We start from the raw sequence: 21,922 nt of genomic DNA, 5'->3' as shown, positions 1-21,922 counted from the left end.
TATTTATCGTTGAGTTAAAAAATCAATTATTGACCTTTAACTTCTTTTAAACCGTTAAATGGTGCTTTTGAACCTAAAGCTTCTTCGATACGGATTAATTGATTATATTTAGCAACACGGTCAGAACGGCTCATAGAACCAGTTTTAATTTGACCAGCAGCTAAACCAACAGCTAAATCAGCGATTGTTGAGTCTTCTGTTTCACCAGAACGGTGTGAAATTACTGCAGTGTAACCAGCGTCTTTCGCCATTTTAACTGCTGCGATAGATTCAGTTAATGTACCGATTTGGTTAACTTTAACTAGGATTGAATTAGCGATGCCTTTTTCAATACCTTGTTTAAAGATTTTAGTATTAGTTACAAATAGATCATCACCAACTAATTGGATTTTATGACCTAATGCTTTAGTTTGGTATGCCCAACCTTCCCAATCGCTTTCATCTAAACCGTCTTCAATTGACACGATTGGATATTGCTCAGTTAAGCCTTCTAAGTAATGAGTGAATTCTTGAGCAGTAAACTCTTTGTTGCCTTCACCTTTTAATACATATTTACCAGTTTCTTTGTTATAGAATTCAGAAGCGGCACAGTCCATCGCTAAAGTAATGTCTTTACCTAAAACGTAACCAGCTTTTTCAACTGCTTCTTTGATACAAGCTAATGCTTCAGCATTTGAATCTAGGTTAGGCGCAAAACCACCTTCGTCACCAACAGCAGTGTTCATGCCTTTAGCGTGAAGTACTTTTGCTAAGTTGTGGAATACTTCAGAACCCATACGGATTGCTTCACGTACAGTTTTAGCTCCAACTGGTTGAATCATAAATTCTTGAAGGTCGATGTTATTATCAGCATGTTCACCACCATTGATGATGTTCATCATTGGTAATGGCATAGAGTATTGACCTGGAGTACCATTAAGATCAGCAATATGTTGATAAAGAGGTACACCTTTAGCTGCTGCTGCTGCTTTAGCTGTCGCTAAAGATACGGCAAGAATTGAGTTAGCACCTAAGTTTGATTTGAAATCAGTACCATCTAAATCAAGCATGATTTGGTCGATTGCCGCTTGATCTAACGCATCTTTACCAACAACTGCTTTGGCGATTGGTCCATTAACGTTTTCAACAGCTTTAAGTACGCCCTTACCTAAAAAGCGAGATTTGTCACCATCGCGAAGTTCTAACGCTTCACGTGAACCAGTTGACGCACCTGATGGAACGATCGCAAGACCAACGAAACCACCTTCTAAATGAACTTCAGCTTCAACAGTTGGGTTACCACGAGAGTCGATGACTTCACGACCATGTACTTTAACGATTTTTGCCATGTTATTTTCCTCTATATGACAGATGTATACCTAATGTAAATATAAACTATTTTTGCTGCTGATCTTGATAATCTTTGGCAGCTTTAACAAAACTACTAAATAATGGGTGTCCATCTCGTGGCGTTGATGTAAATTCTGGATGAAATTGACAAGCAACAAACCAAGGATGATCTGGTATTTCAATAATTTCAACTAATTTTTTATCAGTTGATAACCCGGTCACTTTTAAACCAGCCTTGACAACTTCTGGTAATAAGTTGTTATTGACTTCATAACGGTGACGGTGACGTTCAGTTATCGACTCTTTTTTATACATTCCAGCAACTAGTGAATTTGGTTCTAAATGGCAGATTTGCGAACCTAAACGCATAGTGCCACCTAAATCACTATTTTCACTACGCTGAACAATTTGACCCGATTCGTCACTCCACTCAGTAATTAGAGCTATAACTGGGTTTGGACAATCTTTAACAAATTCCGTTGAATTAGCATCTTTAATACCTGCAACATTACGTGCATATTCAATTAATGCTACTTGTAAACCAAGGCAAATACCTAAATAAGGAATTTTGTTTTCGCGAGCATAACGTGCCGCCATAATTTTGCCTTCAACACCACGATAACCAAAGCCACCTGGGATTAATATTGCATCTAAACCTTGCAATATTTCGCTGCCGCGAGATTCAAGATCTTCTGAATCAATGTAACGGATATGAACGGTTAAACGATTTTTTAAACCACCATGTTTTAGTGCTTCATTCACTGATTTATAAGCATCTGGTAAAGCAATATATTTACCAACCATACCGATAGTTACTTCACCAACTGGGTTAGCTTCTTCGTAAATGACTTGTTCCCATTCAGATAGATCCGCTTCTTTACATTCAAGATGGAAGCGATTGCACACAAAAGTATCTAAATTTTGTGATTTTAATAGTGCAGGGATTTTGTAAATCGAATCAACATCTTTAAGTGAAATTACCGCACGTTCAGGGACATTACAAAATAGCGCAATTTTAGCTCTTTCGTTAGCAGGAATAGCCCGATCAGAACGACAAATTAATACGTCAGGTTGAATACCAATTGATAATAACTCTTTAACTGAGTGCTGTGTTGGTTTGGTTTTTACTTCACCTGATGAGGCAAGATAAGGCACTAATGTTAAGTGCATAAATAATGTATGTTCACGACCAACATCAACCGCTAATTGACGAATTGCTTCTAAAAATGGTAGTGATTCGATATCACCAACTGTACCACCTACTTCAACGATAGCTACGTCGTAACCTTTGGCACCATCAATAACTCTATCTTTAATGGCATTAGTGATATGAGGAATAACTTGGACTGTCGCGCCTAAATAGTCTCCACGACGTTCTTTGCGTAAAACGTCAGAATAAATACGTCCAGTTGTAAAGTTGTTTTTTCGGCTCATTTTAGTGCGGATAAAGCGCTCATAATGACCCAAATCGAGATCGGTTTCGGCACCGTCTTCAGTCACAAAAACTTCACCATGTTGAATTGGGCTCATTGTTCCCGGATCGACGTTGATATAGGGATCAAGTTTTAGCATGGTGACTTTTAAATTGCGGGCTTCTAAAATTGCAGCTAATGAGGCTGCGGCAATGCCTTTACCTAAAGAAGAAACGACACCGCCTGTAACAAAAATATAATTCGTGACCATTAATACCAGACCATTATTAATTTAATTGAACAATATTACATCAGTTCAAATGATAAAAACCCATGTAATATATGATGAATCAGACGGGAAGTTAGTATAACAGAATATGGCTTCTCTCACAATTGAATAATTATGTTTAATTGATAAGCTATTTATTTTATCACTAATATTCGGATAACCTAGCCTAATATTAATCCAAAACCATTAATTCCTATCTATAAAAATTTTATTATTATAATTACTAATAATTTTTTCTAATCGTAATTGATTCACAGCTTTTTTCCAAATAATTAAAATACTATTGATTAACGTAATCAAAATAACAAATATAAATACTAAATTGTTAATCAAAATAGGCGACGAAAATGAGAATAACTGATTTTTATCAATATTATACATGGGATTGGTTGAAATCGTTAATTTTGAAACTTTCCCATTATGATAACCTACATCAATTACTTTACCGATAATTTTCAAGTTTGCACTATCACCTGATAAAATACCATTATAGTAATCAAGTTTTTCTTCAAAATTTTTATTATTATACAAAATGTTATAACTTTTATCGTAAAGATAAATTGAGTTGGTTAATTGGATACTAAGGTTATTTTCATCATTTTGTAGCATTACCACTTTTGCTTCTGCATCTAACATAAATTGCTTAAGAACATTTTGTCGATATTGAGCAATTAATTGGGCAATATTTTTAGCCTCCGTTAAATTTTCGATTTTTTGAATATTGGATCGCAATTTTGCGTAAGCCACCACAGTAGACCAATCTTTGGCATCAATGTTGCTATCCTCTGGCAATAAATTAGTTAATCTATTTTTAATTTGATCACAAGGTTCAAGGTTTAAATAGTTGCAACTGTCATTAATGGTTAAAATAGCTTTGTTGATATTATAGATTTTTACTAATTTTGGAGCATATTTACTTTTCACATATTGCTTATTTTCGGGAAATTTCTTATATATCGGTTCATTTTCTAGGAGTTCATCTATAAGCACTTTATTTAAAGCGGTCAATACATCTGTTACAAAATCATTTTTTACTTTAATAATGTTTTCATAATAAATCGCTTGTATAGGTTGAGGCCATAAAGAAAAGCGATAAAGTTTACTACTATCTAATGGATTGATATTAACAAATATTTTATCACATTTAGGCGGATAATCTTGATAACTAAGCGTATTTTGAATATCGCATGAAACACTTGATAAATCGAGATTAACTAGATCCATAACCTGAATAGCCGATTTCTTTAACTTTGTTTTATCATCAATTTTCCAAATAGTGACTGGTGCGCTTAATTGCTGATAGCTAAAATCAAATTTTTCACCGGCATTGGTAAAACAGAAAATTAATATAACCAATATTAATCCTGTAATAGCCAATAAAACATTATGGGCGATAAATTTTGGTGCACCATAATTTTCCACTTCTTCACTTATTGATAAATAGTCGCCATAACTGAATAATTTTCGAGAATTAATTCCGACCTCCATATCAATTGGAGTGTCACTTTTATTTGATGTGAACATTCTCCAGTGTTCGGGAATATTAACATAAAAGTTTGATTTAATACCCAATTTTTGCGCTTTGATATGGTTGACATATTCAGTAGGTATTTCTCGTTTAATATGCGATGCTATCATAGCTAATATAAAGCATATGATTGAGAAAACTGCCAACAAAAACGATTGAAAATGCTCTAAAACCAATAACCCCATCACACCTAATATAAACAAATAAATCATTAATTTGCCGGAGTTACTTTGGTCTTCCATTGCAGTTTCAAATTGATTTCTCTCTCTTTTGTAAACAATCTCAAAAGGAGGTGCTTTTTCTGATTCTTCTGTTAGAATTTGGGTAATAGTTTCATTAGACTTTTCAGCGCTACTCAAACCGATAGGTTTCAAATTGCCTGTCTGCCAATAATCTTCAATTTGCCCCTCTTTTCGACCAGATAGATTTAGACCTGCTTCCAATAACTCACAAGTGTTTATTTTAACGACAATGGCATAACTTTTAGTAAACACAACTTCAGCAGTATTGATATAGTCAGACTTATTGCTAGGCAGTTCGCTATCAAAACTATCACGAAGCCCTAAAATACGGTAATACATACGGTAAGGAAAGAATAACCGAATATAACCCATCTTGTAATAGTAATTATTATTTTGTTTATCAGGATAATCTTTTTCAATATACGCTTTAATTCTCGTAACATCATAATTGATTAATGAACTTTCCCATTGATAAGGAGGTGGAATATGATCTTTATTATCAAGATAAGGTTGAAGAAGAAGAATTTCTTCTTCAGTTAACTGTCGGATAGCATTTTCACGAATAAAAGGATCAATTTCGGCTCGCTTTTTTTGGGAAAGTTTATCAAATTCTTTTTGAGTTAAGATACCTATGCGTAGCACCAAGAAAGCAACAGCTGGAATAACGATAAAACAGATAATGTTTGCTAACATACTATTGATATCTTTTTATTAAAACCTGTTAATAAAGATTAATACCTAAATTAATCTATCTTGATAATATTTAATAATTTCTTTAGAACGATTTCGATTAATTTTCGTTTTCTGAACTAGTTTTACAGCATTAATCGTGGCGATTAATATCGTCACAATAAACATAATAACATTAATAATAATCAACAAATTTGATGATAATTGTTGATTTTCGTCCAAATTATAATGATGATTTGCGTTCACTTTCAGACCAGAAATACTCGGTGTTTCAAGATTATGTCTATCAGAGTTTTCACTCTTTTGATTTAGAATATCACTCACCGAACCAACAATATTAATATTTGCAGGGATACTGTTGTTTAAAATAGCAAAATAATAATTAATATAACTATTTTCATCGAATCTCATCGATTTACTCAAAACCAATGGTGCCATGTCAACATAGCTTTGATTGGTTAATGTAATTTTCACACCTTTGTCAGATTGATATTTAGAAATGACATTCACCAATTCACTTTGAAGTTCTGATTTAAATGGTTCTACCGCCTGTTTGAGACTACGCATTCTGCGGGTTTCGACTATTTCACTAAAACCTGGATTTTTTGTAGACTCAACCAATAAATCATCCCATGTAATGTTTGCCTTGCTCCTATTGGTATCAAACAAATGAGTCAGATTGTATTTGACATTGTCACATTCTTTAACCGGTAAAATCTTACAAACCTTGTCAATATCAATTACCATTTGACCAATACTTTCTATTTTAGAAAATGAATTTTTAACATAACGTCCATCATTTGAACTGCGGTTAAGCATATCAACATATAGGCTTTGTACATTTTGAAAACGCAACATTTCTGTATCGACCACGTCATTAACAAATTTCGTATCAAAAATATGTTTTAATGAACCTTCGATGGCCATGACATTATTTTCTTTCAAAGCCATTGGTTCATTATTGATAAAGAAGTTATGACATTGATATTCTTCGTTCAAATCATTGACATCACATGATGTATTTTTGATGGTGATATTCACAATGTCACCCGGCTTGATATCACTATTTTTTAAAGTATTGAAATCTTTAATTTGCAGATTTTCTGATTGTTGACTGTAATATTGATAAGCAAAATAACCATTATTAACTGGATCAGTATAATAATAGAGAACAACAGATAGAATTCCTCCAATTACGAATAAAATCTTATTTCGTGAAACTAGCTTAGGTGGCCCAAATTGTTCTACTTCATTATTAATGGATAAAGTCTGACCATAGCGAAGTAATTTTTTATTATCATTACTGATGACCATTTCAGTCGCGGAATCTGAAGTCCCAGGGATAAAATTCAACCAATACTTAGGGTATTCTAAAACCATAAGATTACCTATCTCTATGGAACAAGTATTAGGATCTTTATCATAAATTTTTGCCTTAACGACAGATACTTGTTGTGGGTTTAAATAATGTTTAGGTTTATACCAAGCAAAAAAGGCAGCAGCACCAAGACAAATTAAGATTAAGATGGATATCTGATCATTTTCACCGAACCATGAGCGTATCAAGAAAACCGTTGCGATAATTAAGCAAAGCGATGTCAACAAACCAAGGCTATGTTTACGGCGAATAGCGGCTTCAAATTGAGTTTCTTCACGTTGATAAAGGAGTTTATAATAATTTTTTGACGCCTCTAAATAAGCTTCATTATTATCTAGATTTTTACTATTATCATAAATACTGAGTGATTCAACATTAGATGAGTTAATACCATCTTGACGATTGGAACTATTGTGTTCTTCAAAGAGTTCATTTTCAAAAATCTTTTCTTTGGATTCAGTTTGTTCTAAATCTCTGAATAAATATTCCTCATCTGGATTATAATTTTCGAACGCCGTTTTGATATCATAATCATTGACTTTAATAACAATCCCATAATATTTGGTAAATACAACTTCAAAAATATTTGATTCATCAATATGCATATCCATATTATATGGAAAGAATAATTCTATATTGTCGACATCATAATAATAGGCGATTTCATCTGTGTTGCTATAAAGACTTTTACGAGTACAAGCACCAAATACATACGATACTTTATTATCAACCAAGGAAGATTGGAATTTATAAGGATAAACCGCTAATCTACTAGTTAGAAAAGGTTGTAACAGTTCTAACTCTTCATCGGTTAAATCTCTTATTCGTTCACGATGTCTTATGTGATCGTTTAAAACGTTCTTATTGATACCACGATCACTTTTATAAAGTAACCAACTAATTAATCCAAAAATTAAAATACCTATTTTAAAGACTAGATACAAATCCATTGTTATTCCTTAAATCTGAAATATTCATTATTTTTTATAAAAATATTGAGTACTTAATATTCCCTTTACTAATAATTAGCCATAATAATGTACTACTCTATCGTCATAATATTTGGTGATTAGTTTAATACGACGTTGATTAAATATAATTTTATAAAGTAGTGTGACCCCATTAATTAATGCTACTGCGGCCATTGTAATGAACATAATAATATCAATAATGACTGGCGACGTTAATGAAAATAGTTTTTCTGAATCGACTTTATAATAATCTTTAACATTAAGCTTAAGTTGTGAAATGCTACCATCTTCGCGATAGTTAATATCGCCCACTAGTCCAATCAAATTAATTGCATCACTTGCATCAGTTTCATTAGTTAAAATTTTATAATAATAATCTAATGATAATTTCAAATCTTCCTTAGAAGATGCATTTTTAATACTATTTGATTGAGCTATTTTAATATAACTATTTTCTATTAATACAATTTCAACTCCTGAGCCATTAAATTGATAATTATAAACAATATTTTTTAATTCATTTAAAATATCTTTTTTAATCTTATCAATATATGGAGTAAGTTCTTTAATTTTTGATATTTCTATTGATTTTGAAAAATTTGGATTAAGTTCAGCTTCAGTTACTAATTTAGTCCATTCTGTTTCATCATAGCTTCCTTTATTAGTATATAATTGAATTAATTTATATTTAACCGATTCACATTCAATTTCAAGGATGTTACAAATTTTATCTATATCAATAACCATCTGCCCCATATTTTTCAAACTTAAATAAGATTCACCTTTATAAACTAACATTTGGAGCGTATTTTGATCTATCACTGCTTGAATGAATTTTTCATCAAATACTTTGTTTATAGTATTAAACGAAAGCATAAGTTGATTATCCTCATTTTCCAGTGGTTTATCCTTGATAGCCAAGTGATGACATTTAGTATCAATATTTTTATTTCTCTCTTTAATATCACATGAAATACCGTTGATAGAGATGTTAATAAGATCACCTCGCTTAATATCACTATTATTTAAGCTGGTTAGATCATTGATTTGCCAATTTTGTAATTGATGGCTGTAATATCGATAAGCTAAAAAACTATTGTTAATTGGATTAGAAAAAATATAGAAGACGATTGCTAACATTAACCCTACAAAAAATAACACGTTATTGCGAAATATAAATTTTGGTGGTCCGAATTGTTGTACTTCCCGATGAATTGATAAAATATTCCCACAACGCAGTAATGTATTAAGATAACCTCTGATGTCCATTTCGGTGGTTGTTTTTGATACTTCAGGTAGAAACCGTGACCAATACTTTGGATAACGTATATTCGTTTTATGATCGACAATTAAGGTGTGAGATTTAGAATTTTTATTGAAGGTATTAACTTTAATGATTTTCACTTGTTGTGGTTTTGATTTTAGCTTAGATTTATGCAAAGCAAAAAATGCAGCTACAACAAAACATATTATCACTTTGATCAGAGTAGATAATATTTGGTCATTTTCAGTTAACCATTCACGAATGAAGAGAATAGTTGCAAATAATAAACAAAGTGAAGTTAATATGCCATAGTTGCTTAGGTTGCGAGATTTTACTTCCAATGGTGTTTCTTCACGTGTAGACAAAGTTTTATAATCAACTTTTACGTCATTGTTTACTGAAGCGAAATCGGCGTTCTTAGAAGCTGTCTCTGATTTTGAAACATCAGTTGTTTTTATTCTATTAGGATCATAATTGTCGAAAGCAAACTGAATACCACAATTGTTGACATTAATTACATATGCATATGTGTCCGTAAAAACGACTTCAACAACATTATATGTTGAAAGATACATATCTAAATCATATGGAAAGAAAAGATCAATATTATCGATTTCATAGTAATAACACTTTTTGTTGTTTTCGGTGATTACTTTTCTACGAATATAAGCACCTTTTATTACCGATACTTTACAATCAATTAACGGTTGGGGTTTATAAGGCCGAACAGATATTTTATGGCTTGTGAAAGGTTCTAATAGTTTTAATTCTTCATTAGTTAAATCTCTATATGACTCACGATTTGCAATAAAATCTTTTATTTTTTTCTTATTTTTATTACGATTTTTGCGATCACTTCTTACAGCAAAATAACCAAAAATGAAAATGAGTATAAATATAAACACAATTACACTGGAGAAGATACTAAATATCGTGACAATCCAAAATAATGCATCCAACATTCTTTATTTCCCTATATTATTGCGAATGTTAAAAAATAGACAACTATATCATTTGTTTGATATTTATCCAATATTTTTTCAAAATTTATTTAATATTATTAAATGTTTATAAAAAAGGCGCTTAGTGCGCCTTTTGTTTTATTTAGAAGATTATTTATTTAACCGTTTTTTCGCTGCGAGATAAACCGATGATCCCTGAACGAACAATTTCAACTATATTGCAGGTTTCACGAATTGAAGCTAAGAATGACTCTAATTTTTCACTGGTACCTGACATTTGAACAATATAGTGAGTTGCTGTCACATCAACGATTGCGCCTCTAAAAATATCAGCACAACGTTTAACTTCATCTCGTGCATCAGCCGTTTTAGCGGCAACTCTAACTAACATAATTTCACGCTCAACATGTGGACCTTCGGTTAAATCGTTTACACGATAAACATTAACTAATTTATGTAACTGCTTTTGGATCTGTTCTAAAACATGTTCATCGCCTGAAGTTTGAATCGTCATGCGACTCATGGTTGGATCTTCAGTTTGTGCGGTTGTAATGGATTCGATGTTAAACCCACGTTGTGAAAATAAACCTATAATTCGTGACAATGCACCCGGTTCGTTCTCAGTTAAAATTGATAATATATAACGCATTAGGTTCTCTCCGTTTTACTTAACCACATTTCATTCATTGCTCCGCCGCGAATTTGCATTGGATATACATGTTCTGTGGCGTCGGTCATGAGATCAATAAAAACTAAACGATTTTTTATTGAAAGTGCTTCTTTAAGTTTTGGTTCAAGATCTTCACGCTTATCAATCCTCATGCCTACATGACCATAAGCTTCAGCAATTTTCGCAAAATCAGGTAAAGACTCCATATAAGATGAAGAATGACGGCCGGCATAAATCATATCTTGCCACTGTTTAACCATACCTAAAAAACGGTTGTTAAGATTTAAAACAATCACCGGCAAACCATATTGCAAAGCAGTTGAAAGTTCTTGAATATTCATCTGAATACTACCATCGCCTGTCACACACACCACATGCTTTTTAGGAAATGCAAGCTTAACACCCAATGCCGCAGGTAAGCCAAAGCCCATCGTGCCAAGACCACCAGAAGTAATAAAGTGACGTGGTTTGTCAAATGGATAATAGAGTGCGGTAAACATTTGATGTTGACCAACATCAGTAGCAATATAAGCATCACCTTTGGTCAACTTATATAAAACTTCAATCGCCTCTTGAGGTTTAATACTCTTGCCCTCATGACTATATGCTAGACATTTACGCGCACGCCAATGGTCGATCTGTTTCCACCAATCGATTATCGCATCTAAATCACGATCAACATTAAGTTCATCAAGTTGCGATAACATAGTTTCAAGCACTTTTTTCGCATCACCCACAACCGGAATAGCGGCCGATACCGTTTTCGAAATTGACGTTGGGTCGATATCAATATGAATAATTTTGGCTTTAGGACAATATTTTTCTACATTATTAGTGGTTCTATCATCAAAACGAGCACCAACGGCAAAAATCACGTCGGCATTATGCATAGTCATGTTTGCTTCATAGACACCATGCATACCTATCATACCTAAATATTTTTTATCGGTCCCTGGAAAGGCGCTGATTCCCATTAAGGTTGATGTAACAGGCAAATTTAATTTATCCGCTAAAGATTTAACTGCCTCACTAGCATTGGCACTAATTACCCCTCCACCAATATAGAGAACCGGTTTTTTAGCCGATAATAATGTAGTTAATGCTTTTTTGATTTGCCCTTTATGCCCTTGAATAGTCGGGTTGTAAGATCTCATCGTTACGGATTTTGGATAATTATAGTTATATTTATTGGCCGGATTAACGATATCTTTTGGCAAATCAATCACGACCGGGCCCGGCCGACCAGTTGATGCAATATAAAACGCTTTTTTAATCGTTTCAGGAATATCTTTGCTATCTTTTATAAGAAAGCTATGCTTAACAATCGGTCGAGAGATGCCAACCATATCACACTCTTGGAAGGCATCATTACCAATTAAATTACTAGCAACTTGGCCTGACAAAATAACTAATGGCACAGAATCCATATAAGCGGTGGCAATACCCGTAATGGTATTGGTTGCCCCCGGACCGGAGGTGACTAAAACTACGCCGACATCACCTGTTGATCGGGCATAACCATCAGCCATATGCACGGCAGCTTGTTCGTGACGAACCAAAATATGCTCAATTCCACCTAAAGTATGCATTGCATCATAAATATCAAGAACACTGCCTCCTGGGTAACCAAAAATTTGCTTAACTCCTTGATCAATCAAGGACTGAATGACCATTTCTGCGCCTGACAGTTTTGCCATGGTTATTGCCTCCATTTATAACTAATTTGTCATTATTAGTTCCATTTTGCATGAACTAATAGAGAAAATCAATAAAGTCAATAATCTAAGTTTTATTCTTCCTAATTTTGTTGGTTAATACTCTTTTTTTGCAAGAAATAACTTGTAAAACTTCATTTTATCTATTTTAATGCAATAATAAGGATAAATTAATTGGTGAGTTAATTGATTAATTTTGAATAATTAAAAGCTTTATCGCTTATGTTTTTTGCTCTTTTATAGCTTATATATGGTATTCATATTGTATTAGAGTACTTTATTTTAAAAAAAGGTGTTTTTGATGGCCAATTCTTATTGTAAACCAACTTCCTTATCTGATTGGCAATTAGTCAAAGTATCAGGTGTGGATAATCGTACATTTTTACAGGGACAAGTTACTGCTGATCTTAATCGTATTAATGAAAACTCAGCATCATTTGCCGCTCATTGTGATGCAAAAGGACGTATGTGGAGTAATTTTATATTATTTCAACGTCGTGAAGATTTTTTTTATATATTACGTAAAAGTGTTGCCGAAAGACAAATTACTGAATTAAAAAAATATGCTGTGTTTTCTAAAGTAACTATAGAACCCGTTCAAGATTTAAATATAATTGGTTTAGAAGATGAGGCAATTGATCCATTAGTGGTTTCAGCTCTCGGGGATAAAAATTGTATAACTATTGATGATGCGACTTATATTAAACTCACAGCTCCTAAACTGAGAATGATAAAAGTATCATCTGAACCGTTACCAAATGACTTACTACCATCTGAGCATTGGTTGAAACTTGAATTAGAAGCTGGTCACGCTATTATCGATGCACCTAATATCGATAGCTTGCTTCCACAGGCCTGTAATTTACAACATTTTAAAGCAATCAGTTTTGACAAAGGTTGTTATTGTGGGCAAGAGATGGTTGCCAGAGCACAATTCCGTGGTGCCAATAATCGCGGACTTTACCTATTAAAAGGTCACAGTAAGGTTTTACCGATAATCGGTGATAAGCTTGAATACGAATTAGATGGTAATTGGCGTGAAGGTGGTCAGGTTACTGCTGCATTAAAATTAAGTCAAAATGATGAAGTTTTTGTTCAGGTTGTATTAGCGAATGGTATTGATAGTGAAACGAGCTTTAGAGTAAAAGGTCAACCGGACAGCTTATTAAATTTATAATTTAGAATTAACCAATAATATTTATTTATTAAACAGGAATAATTTTATAATCATTCCTGTTTTCTTATACATTAAACTCCTAACACCCCAATTCTTGACTAACTATTTCAACAAAATATTCGGCACCTAGCGTAAGGATCTCATCATTAAAATTATACGAAGGATTATGCAGGTTAGCTCCGTCCCCTGCACCAATTTTAATATAAACCCCAGGTACTTTTTGTAACATAAAAGCAAAATCTTCTGATCCCATTGTGGGCGGTGAATCAATAATAATCTTATCATTGCCCACAAGTTTTTGCGCAACTTTTATTGCAATATCGGCTTGTTTAGGGTGATTGATGGTTGCCGGATAACGACGTTGATAATCAACTTCCGCTTTGGTACAAAATGTTAAAGCCGTTGCTGTTGAAATATGTTTGATTCGTTCTTCTGCTAAATTTTGATCTTCAACATTTAAAGCCCTAACTGTGCCTCGGATTACCGCGTGTTGAGGTAGCACATTCCAAGTATCACCACTATGAATTTGTGTCACACTAATAACTAACGAATCAGTTGGATTTAAATTGCGGCTGATAATAGTTTGTAAATTATTAACAATATGAGTAGCAGTTAAAATAGTATCTTTACCTAAATGCGGTGCAGCCGCATGCGCACCGACACCGGTGATTTTGATTTCAAACACATCATAAGATGCCATCACTGGACCATGATTAATCAAAAAATGGTTTAACTCTAAATTAGGTTGATTATGCATACCGTAAACGGCTTCAATCGGAAATTTGTCAAATAAACCATTTTCTACCATCACACGCCCCCCGCCTTCGTTCTCTTCAGCAGGTTGGAATATCGCCACTACCGTACCGTTAAAATCACGGTTGGCACTTAAATATTTTGCCGCACCTAATAATATAGCAGTATGACCATCATGTCCGCAGGCATGCATTTTACCGGATATTTTTGAACAGTAATCGATTTTATTTTCTTCAAAAATATCCAATGCATCAATATCTGCACGAAGGCCAATCGTGCGACCTTTAGTTTTACCATGAATCACTGCCACCACCCCTGTTGGAGCAAACTTGGTATATAGTTCGGTGATACCAAACGATTTTAACTTTTCAATAATAAACTGTGTAGTCTGTTTTTCTTCGAAGGCGGTTTCTGGGTAAGCATGAATATGATGACGCCATGCAATCATCTCATCTTTTAATGCAGCAATTTTTTTCTCGGTAGTATTAATCATTGATTATTCCTTACATTTAGCCATAAATCTAAAAGATTTTACTAGCACTATAATCTTACTTGTAACGAAATAAAAATAACTAATTATCCTAACGTTATCCTTTTTAGTTATAAGCAAAATAGTAAAATAAATTGATCAGCAATGAAAGAAATAAAGATTTGAATATCAATCGATTAAAACTATAATCTAGATTGGTAAATAATCAAATAGCCGGATATTAATAAAAACGGACCAAAAGCAATATGCTTTCGCGTTCTACATTTTGTCAAAATAATATAGAGTATGCCTAATAATGATGCCATAATTAATAATATCGGCATAGATTGGTAAGGTAACCAAGCCCCCAAAGCCGCAGCAAGTTTGATATCACCACCACCTAATCCAACTCTTTTAGTCAAACAAAAATAACCGACAGCCGGCAATTTAAGCATTAAATAACCGCAAAAAATTCCCATTAATGAATCAGCGATAGTCAATGAATTCAAATTTAAATACGACATTATCACCCCACCCCACATTAATGGTTGTGTAAAAAAATCAGGAAGTAAAAAATAACGAAAATCAATCTGAGCTAAAATCCAAAACCAAACAATAAGAAGCATCAACAAACCACTTTCAAAATTAAGTCCTCTGTCCAAATAGATTAATAAAAATAATACTGCTATAGTCAATTCCATAAATGGATAATAAAAAGCGATTTTATGCTGACAAAAATAACAACGTCTTCTCAATATGAACCATGACACCAGCGGAATTAACTGCCAAGCAGAAAGTGGCTGATGACAATTCGGGCAAGAAGAACGAGGAACAGAAATAGCTATTAGATAAGCAAAAAATGATTGCGAAGGTGAATAACGCGAATAAGCAACTGACAAAAAACTACCAACCACTAGTCCAATACAAAAAACCACGATTGCCATTAATGGATCACATCCGCCATTTGAAATATTGGTAAATACATCGCAATTACTAGGCCGCCAATGATCAAAGCCAAAAATAACATTAATAATGGCTCAAATACTTTTACTAAATTATCGGTTACAGTTTGATTTTGTTGTTGATAGTAGATAAATAAATTTTTAAGCATGACATCTAACGCCCCAGACTCCTCACCTACATGGATCAATTGTACACAAAGTTTAGGAAAATCGGACGATAACATGTGACTAAATGCATTACCTTGCTCAATACCATGAATAATTTTACTAATGATCTCTCGATAGTAAAAATTTCTTATACTATTTGCTGAAGCGATTAGTCCCGTTAATAGTGGAATCCCTGCTTGCTGAGTGATCGCTAGAGTATGAAAAATTTGCATTAAGTTTTGTGTCTGAATAACTTGACCAATCAGTGGCAGCATTAATTTCCGTCGATCAATAGCTAGCTTATAACGTTTTTTAAAAAAATGTTGGTAGAAAAAATAACTAAGCGCAACTATTAACAATACAATTAATCCACCTTGTTGAATCTTATGTGCAAGCTGAATAATCAATTGAGTAAAATAGGGTAATTGAGTATCAAAGCTTTGATAGATGTCGGCAAATTTTGGCAATACAATAAACATCATCACCATAATTACCATCATAGAAACGATCAATAAAAATAACGGATAGCGAATGGCCTTTTTAATCTGTTTTTGCAATTCTAATGTTTTTTCAAGATGTAGACTTAGCTGCTCAAAACTATGATCCAATTGCCCAGTTAATTCACCAACGGCTATTATTTCACAATAAAGTGCGGGAAATATCCAATGATGTTGTTTTAGAACTGCCGATAAAGATTCACCTTTAGTTATCTGTTGACGAATATCGGTCAATAAAAATTGCCATTGCGGTTTGGGTTGATCATCTATAAGTAATCTTAAACTATCAACAATTGATAAACCTGCCTTTAACATAGTGGCTAGTTGCTTAATAATTATCATTAACTCGCTAGACTTAAAACTTTTAGAGGTAATTACGCTACCCGCACGAATTTTAATCGCTATTTGGCCTTGCAATAATAGTTGTCTTTTAACATCTTGCTTTGATGTGGCAATAATCTTATTTGGATGAAAATTAATATCATACCAAAAATAGAGTCGCTTCATTTTCCATAACCTTACTTACCTAAAACCCGATTTAACTCAGCAAGCGTAGTAATACCTTGTTGCACTAATAGATAGCCGGCTTGCATTAAGTTGACTCTATTTTTCGGTGAGATTGGTTGATCATTTAAAATCTGCTGCTGCACTTCGGGCGTTATTATTAACAATTCATATAAGCCTATGCGCCCTAAATAACCACCGACACATTTTTCACACCCCATGGCAATAAAGTGTGGCGAGGGTTGATTATCAATTAAGGTGAGTTCACTAGCCACTACCTTACAATGTTGGCAAAGTTTACGTACTAAGCGTTGAGCAATAACCAACTTTAAACTGGAGGATAGAAGATAATTTTTAATCCCCATTTGATTTAATCGAACAATCGCTTCAACACTGGAGTTCGTATGTAAAGTTGATAATACCAAATGCCCTGTTTGTGCCGCTTGAATGGCGATTTCAGCAGTTTCATGATCACGAATTTCACCGATCATCATCACATCAGGATCTTGGCGCAACAAAGCGCGCAATATTACTGAAAAACTCAAACCTGCTTTAAGATTAATGGCCGTTTGATTGATACCCTCTAAAGGAATTTCGATGGGATCTTCAACACTACAAATATTACATTCCGTTTTATTTAAACGTTTTAAAGCACTATACAATGTCATGGTTTTGCCGCTACCAGTTGGCCCAGTAACCAAAATTAACCCTTGTGGATAATCCAATATCTGTTTGAACGTGATGAGATCTTGTTCGGTTAATCCTAAATCATCAATAGTCAGTTCGGATTCATGGTTATCCATAACCCGCAAAACTATTTTTTCACCGTTAATCACCGGCAATGTGGCAATTCGCATTGCATAGTTATTAATCACCAATTGACCATCTTGCGGCAAACGATATTCAGCAATATTTAGATTTGCCATAACTTTTAATCTGGCTGAAATCTGTTTGGCAAGAGTTAGTGGCGGCATTTGCATATTTTGTAATACACCATCAATTCGCATGCGGATTCGATAATTGTGTTGATAAGGCTCGAAATGAATATCAGAGGCCCGCTTTTCCAATGCGGACAACAATAATTTATCGACGCTTTCCACTATTTGATCTTCTTGAATAATCATCGCCTTTATTACCTAGTTTTACAAAAATTAAAATTTAAACACATCTTCACAAGCTTTATTTAAATTGACATCAACAGGATTAGTTACACAGGTACGGGACCAATCTACATTACCTAACGACGTATTTAACTTTGGAGTTAAAGTTGTAGTTAAGCTTGATAATGCACTTTTCCCAACTATTGTAATAACACCTTTATTGACAGAAATCGAAGCAACATAGTTGGTCGTTCTTGTGGTTGGTACACCATTAACCCCACTATCACATTCATTTAATGAACCTTGCTCAATAACACATATCTCAATCGCAGTTTTATACGCTGTCATCGACTGAAGCATATCAGTTAAAGCCGCCTTTTTGACATAACTTTGATAAGCTGGCAAACCGATAGCTGTTAAAATGGCGATTACCACAATGGCGATCATTAACTCAAAAAGTGTAAATCCATACTGCCTACGCATAAAAACCTCGAAAGATTAATCAAATGATGGATGGTATGACTTTATAGCAAATAGAAAAAATGAAATAATGATCAGATAAAAAGTGGAAACAAAAATACAAATTGATTATCACATTCAATATGGTATTAAGCAAAGTTGTGAACTAAATCACAACAACAGCAAATTTATACGCTTGGAGTAATTATGTCCGCAAAAATTATTGATGGTCGAATTAAAAATATTAAACAAGTCAAATCGCCCTATTATAATGATCGGCCAATTGATCAACCCATCTCGTTATTGGTTATTCATAACATTAGTCTACCACCTAATCAATATGGTGGGCCTTATGTTGAACAACTCTTCACTGGCAAGCTAGATCCAAATGAACATCCCTATTTTGCGGAAATTTGTCAACTACAAGTATCAAGCCATCTATTTATAAGACGTGATGGTGAAATTATTCAATTTGTACCGTTTAACAAACGCGCTTGGCATGCTGGTAAATCAGTATTTGAAGGTAAAGAAAATTGCAACGACTTCTCAATAGGTATTGAAATGGAAGGATGTGATAGTGATGACTTTACTGAGGCGCAATACCAACAACTCGCTAACGTAACAACCCTATTAAAACAAAGCTATCCAATCCAAAATATAACCGGACATAGTGATATTGCACCTGGTCGTAAAACCGATCCTGGTCCCTATTTCAATTGGCATTATTATCAAAGATTAGTTAACCAGCAAACGCAAATTAATGCCATGATCAACCAAATTAACTTAATTAAACACGAACTACAAAAACTCAACTTATGGCAACCATCACCACCTGCTGCGGAAGCTTTTTTAAGTGAACAACCATTTGCGCTCGACACAATGCAACCTCATGAATGGTTACAATGGATCTTTATTCCACGTATGCAAGCATTGATCGATGCAAAACGTGAAATACCAAAATTCGCCCTGCATCCTTATTTTGAAGAAGCATTTAAAGAAGTTCAAGAAATTGAGATAAATAAATTATTAATATTGATTAAACAGCTAGACGAATTAGCAACTAGTTGCCAATAGTTGAATAAAATTATTTTTTGAAAAAATAGCCACATCAAACATGTGGCTATCAGATAGCAAGGTTAATTACCTCTAGTCAATCGACGGTATTCCCTTACTGCTTGCTGATGCCCTTCATAGGTGCTACTAAATGTATGACCTCCTGAACCATTGGCAACAAAAAACAGATAATTAGTATCAGCCGGATGAGCTGCTGCTTCAAGTGAAGCTAAACTTGGCATAGAAATTGGTGTTGGTGGCAATCCTTCAATCACATACGTGTTATAAGGGTTATTTTTATCAGTTAAATCAATACGTCTAATCTTACCGGTATAATTATCACCTAACCCATAAATAATGGTTGGATCAGTTTGCAACTTCATATTTGATTTTAAACGATTGACAAAAACCGAAGCCACATTAGCTCGTTCTGAACTGACCGAGGTTTCTTTTTCAATAATGGAGGCAATAATTAATAATTCATAGGGAGATTTATAAGGCAGATCACTAGCTCGATTATCCCAGACTTTTTGTAAATTAGCCTTCATGGTCAAATGAGCACGTTTCAAAATATTGAAATCTGAACTATCTGCTGTATATTGATAAGTATCAGGTGAAAACCAACCTTCAAGCTCACCTTCAATTCCTAACAATTTAGCAATTTCATCATGTGACTTATCTGTCAGTGTTTGCTGAATATAAGGAGTATTACTTAGTACTTTAAACCAATCTTTAGCTCGTTTACCTTCAACGAATTGTACAAAAAATTTGCTATCTTTACCGGATACTAATAACTTTAAAAATTCCTCAACAGTCATATAAGGATGTAATTGATAAGTTCCAGCTTTGATCGAACCTAAAGAAGGATCTAACTTATACAAATATGGCAACAAATAAGCTTGTTGCATTAAATCATTTTCCTTAACCTGTTCAACTAATTGGTGTAAAGATGTCCCCTTTGCCAATACAAACATCTGATTATCAGCTGTAACATTCATATGTTGCTTCGAAAATTGTTGCAAATAATAATAACCAATACAAAACGAAACACAGAAAACTAAAACTAAGGGTAGTAACGTATACAAAAATAATTTTTTAATCATAACTAATCTTTATAACGAATTTTTGCGCGTGAAGTTAAGCGCGTTAATAACTCATAAGCACTAATTCCAGTGTGCTTGGCGATCTGTTCAACGGGCAATTCTTTGCCCCATAAAATAACTTCATCTCCGGGTTTGTCATGGCAATCATTGCCCAAATCGACCACAATCATATCCATAGAAACCCGACCAACAATCGGCACAAGACGATTATTAATACTCACAGGGGTATTTTCAGGAATACTGCGTGGATAACCATCACCATATCCCATCGCAACAACCCCTAACATAGTATCACGCTGGCTAGTCCACGTTTGGCCATAGCCAACAGTTTCGCCTTTTTTATGCTTACGGACTGAAATTAATTCAGACTTAAACGTCATTGCCGGATGTAGATCAGCAACTGCATCATCAAATGGAGAAACCCCATACAATGCAATACCAATTCGAACCATATCACGGTGAGAATCAGGCCAAGCAAGAATACCACCGGATGCCGCTATCGATTGCTGATAACCAATTAAATTACTATCGATTGAATTAATAAACTTATCAAATTGAGCTATTTGTTTATTGGTTTGAGATGAACTTAACTCATCAGCGTTACTAAAATGACTGATAATATTTATCGGTTGACGGATTGCTTTGCAGCTAGCTAACCGATTAAATTCGGATATAGCTTCATCAAAATGAAAACCTAAGCGGTGCATACCGGTATCAATTTTAAACCAAGCTACAATTTCATTAGGAAAAGGGATAGTATTTAAAACATCAATTTGCCAACTCGAATGGATAACCGGTTGCAAATTGAAATCAAGTAAATCATTAATATCATCATGAGGAAAAAAGCCTTCCAAAAGAACGATTGGACTGCGAATACCGACTTGGCGCAATGTAACTGCTTCAGAAACACGGGCAACGCCAAAACAATCAACTTTATCATCCAGTAATTGAGCAACGCCTTCCATACCATGACCATATGCATTAGCTTTAACAACTGCCATTAAAGTAACATCTGGTAATTTTTCTCTAAAAAACTCAATATTAGATAAGATTGATTTACGATTAACTTCTACTACAGCAATAGACATTTTACAAACCTAACTTATATATTAGATGTTTATTGTAAAATTTGTTATCAATAATGACAAATTTTTCTTTTACAAAAGATCTTCCCTAAAGCGAAAATTACCACAATTCTAATTAATTTAACTATTTACACACCTAATAATAATGATTATCATTAGCGTT

General features: G+C 33.7%; 16 protein-coding genes and 1 pseudogene. 3 read left to right on the top strand and 14 right to left on the bottom strand.

All coding sequences use genetic code 11. The features are described 5' to 3' along the window. Positions 1-26: 26 nt before the first annotated feature. The 7 genes from eno to ilvI all read right to left on the bottom strand — a co-directional run bounded on the left by eno (position 27) and on the right by ilvI (position 12,432). Positions 27-1,328, bottom strand: coding sequence for a phosphopyruvate hydratase (gene eno, locus DKK79_RS05460; RefSeq protein WP_086358974.1), 1,302 nt, complete (start codon positions 1,326-1,328; stop codon positions 27-29). A gap of 46 nt (positions 1,329-1,374) precedes the next feature. Next, entirely contained in the window at positions 1,375-3,012 is a 1,638-nt protein-coding gene (pyrG, locus tag DKK79_RS05455; protein ID WP_110423176.1) for a glutamine hydrolyzing CTP synthase, read from the bottom strand. A gap of 204 nt (positions 3,013-3,216) precedes the next feature. Next, positions 3,217-5,493, bottom strand: coding sequence for an IgaA/UmoB family intracellular growth attenuator (locus DKK79_RS05450; protein ID WP_110423175.1), 2,277 nt, complete (start codon positions 5,491-5,493; stop codon positions 3,217-3,219). A 45-nt stretch (positions 5,494-5,538) separates the two neighbouring features. Further along, positions 5,539-7,818 (bottom strand): IgaA/UmoB family intracellular growth attenuator, encoded by a 2,280-nt coding sequence (locus DKK79_RS05445; protein ID WP_110423174.1) that lies wholly within the window; start codon positions 7,816-7,818, stop codon positions 5,539-5,541. 75 nt (positions 7,819-7,893) lie between these two features. Further along, positions 7,894-10,062, bottom strand: coding sequence for an IgaA/UmoB family intracellular growth attenuator (locus tag DKK79_RS05440; protein WP_181415235.1), 2,169 nt, complete (start codon positions 10,060-10,062; stop codon positions 7,894-7,896). A 157-nt stretch (positions 10,063-10,219) separates the two neighbouring features. Further along, positions 10,220-10,714, bottom strand: a complete 495-nt coding sequence (gene ilvN / locus DKK79_RS05435; protein ID WP_110423172.1) for an acetolactate synthase small subunit — start codon at positions 10,712-10,714, stop codon at positions 10,220-10,222. Then, on the bottom strand, positions 10,714-12,432 hold the full coding sequence (gene ilvI / locus DKK79_RS05430; RefSeq protein ID WP_110423171.1) for an acetolactate synthase 3 large subunit: 1,719 nt from the start codon (positions 12,430-12,432) through the stop codon (positions 10,714-10,716). The genes ilvN and ilvI overlap by 1 nt, the downstream gene beginning before the upstream one ends. 319 nt (positions 12,433-12,751) lie before the next feature. Between ilvI and ygfZ the strand changes: the two genes are divergently transcribed. Then, entirely contained in the window at positions 12,752-13,627 is an 876-nt protein-coding gene (gene ygfZ, locus DKK79_RS05425) for a tRNA-modifying protein YgfZ (protein WP_110423170.1), read from the top strand. 79 nt (positions 13,628-13,706) lie between these two features. Here ygfZ and DKK79_RS05420 read toward each other — a convergent pair whose 3' ends face one another. The 5 genes from DKK79_RS05420 to ppdD all read right to left on the bottom strand — a co-directional run bounded on the left by DKK79_RS05420 (position 13,707) and on the right by ppdD (position 18,542). Further along, positions 13,707-14,873 (bottom strand): M20 aminoacylase family protein, encoded by a 1,167-nt coding sequence (locus tag DKK79_RS05420; protein WP_110423169.1) that lies wholly within the window; start codon positions 14,871-14,873, stop codon positions 13,707-13,709. A 179-nt stretch (positions 14,874-15,052) separates the two neighbouring features. Beyond that, positions 15,053-15,793: a prepilin peptidase gene (locus DKK79_RS05415; RefSeq protein ID WP_110423168.1), complete on the bottom strand. Its 741-nt coding sequence runs from the start codon at positions 15,791-15,793 to the stop codon at positions 15,053-15,055. Continuing rightward, positions 15,793-16,962, bottom strand: coding sequence for a protein transport protein HofC (hofC, locus tag DKK79_RS05410; RefSeq protein WP_110423167.1), 1,170 nt, complete (start codon positions 16,960-16,962; stop codon positions 15,793-15,795). The genes DKK79_RS05415 and hofC overlap by 1 nt, the downstream gene beginning before the upstream one ends. An 11-nt stretch (positions 16,963-16,973) precedes the next feature. Further along, the gene (locus DKK79_RS05405; protein WP_110423166.1) at positions 16,974-18,083 is read right to left on the bottom strand and encodes an ATPase, T2SS/T4P/T4SS family; all 1,110 of its coding nucleotides are present in this window, start codon (positions 18,081-18,083) and stop codon (positions 16,974-16,976) included. Between the two features lie 27 nt (positions 18,084-18,110). Continuing rightward, entirely contained in the window at positions 18,111-18,542 is a 432-nt protein-coding gene (gene ppdD / locus DKK79_RS05400; RefSeq protein ID WP_110423165.1) for a prepilin peptidase-dependent pilin, read from the bottom strand. A gap of 183 nt (positions 18,543-18,725) precedes the next feature. Here ppdD and ampD point away from each other — a divergent pair. After that, positions 18,726-19,268 (top strand): annotated as a pseudogene (ampD, locus tag DKK79_RS14880) (1,6-anhydro-N-acetylmuramyl-L-alanine amidase AmpD); the annotation flags it as partial. Positions 19,269-19,283: 15 nt separating this feature from the next. After that, entirely contained in the window at positions 19,284-19,592 is a 309-nt protein-coding gene (locus DKK79_RS14875; protein ID WP_375537972.1) for a YqcC family protein, read from the top strand. Between the two features lie 62 nt (positions 19,593-19,654). Here DKK79_RS14875 and mltG read toward each other — a convergent pair whose 3' ends face one another. Next, complete coding sequence (gene mltG / locus DKK79_RS05390; protein ID WP_110423163.1) at positions 19,655-20,674, bottom strand: endolytic transglycosylase MltG; 1,020 nt, start codon at positions 20,672-20,674, stop codon at positions 19,655-19,657. Positions 20,675-20,676: 2 nt separating this feature from the next. Next, on the bottom strand, positions 20,677-21,762 hold the full coding sequence (alr, locus tag DKK79_RS05385; protein ID WP_110423162.1) for an alanine racemase: 1,086 nt from the start codon (positions 21,760-21,762) through the stop codon (positions 20,677-20,679). Positions 21,763-21,922 lie beyond the last annotated feature (160 nt).

The sequence above is a fragment of the Gilliamella apicola genome (assembly GCF_003202915.1).
GTDB lineage: Bacteria > Pseudomonadota > Gammaproteobacteria > Enterobacterales > Orbaceae > Gilliamella > Gilliamella apicola_Q.
The sequence above is the reverse complement of the archived record's forward strand: the minus strand, read 5'-3'. Positions and strand labels throughout refer to the sequence as shown.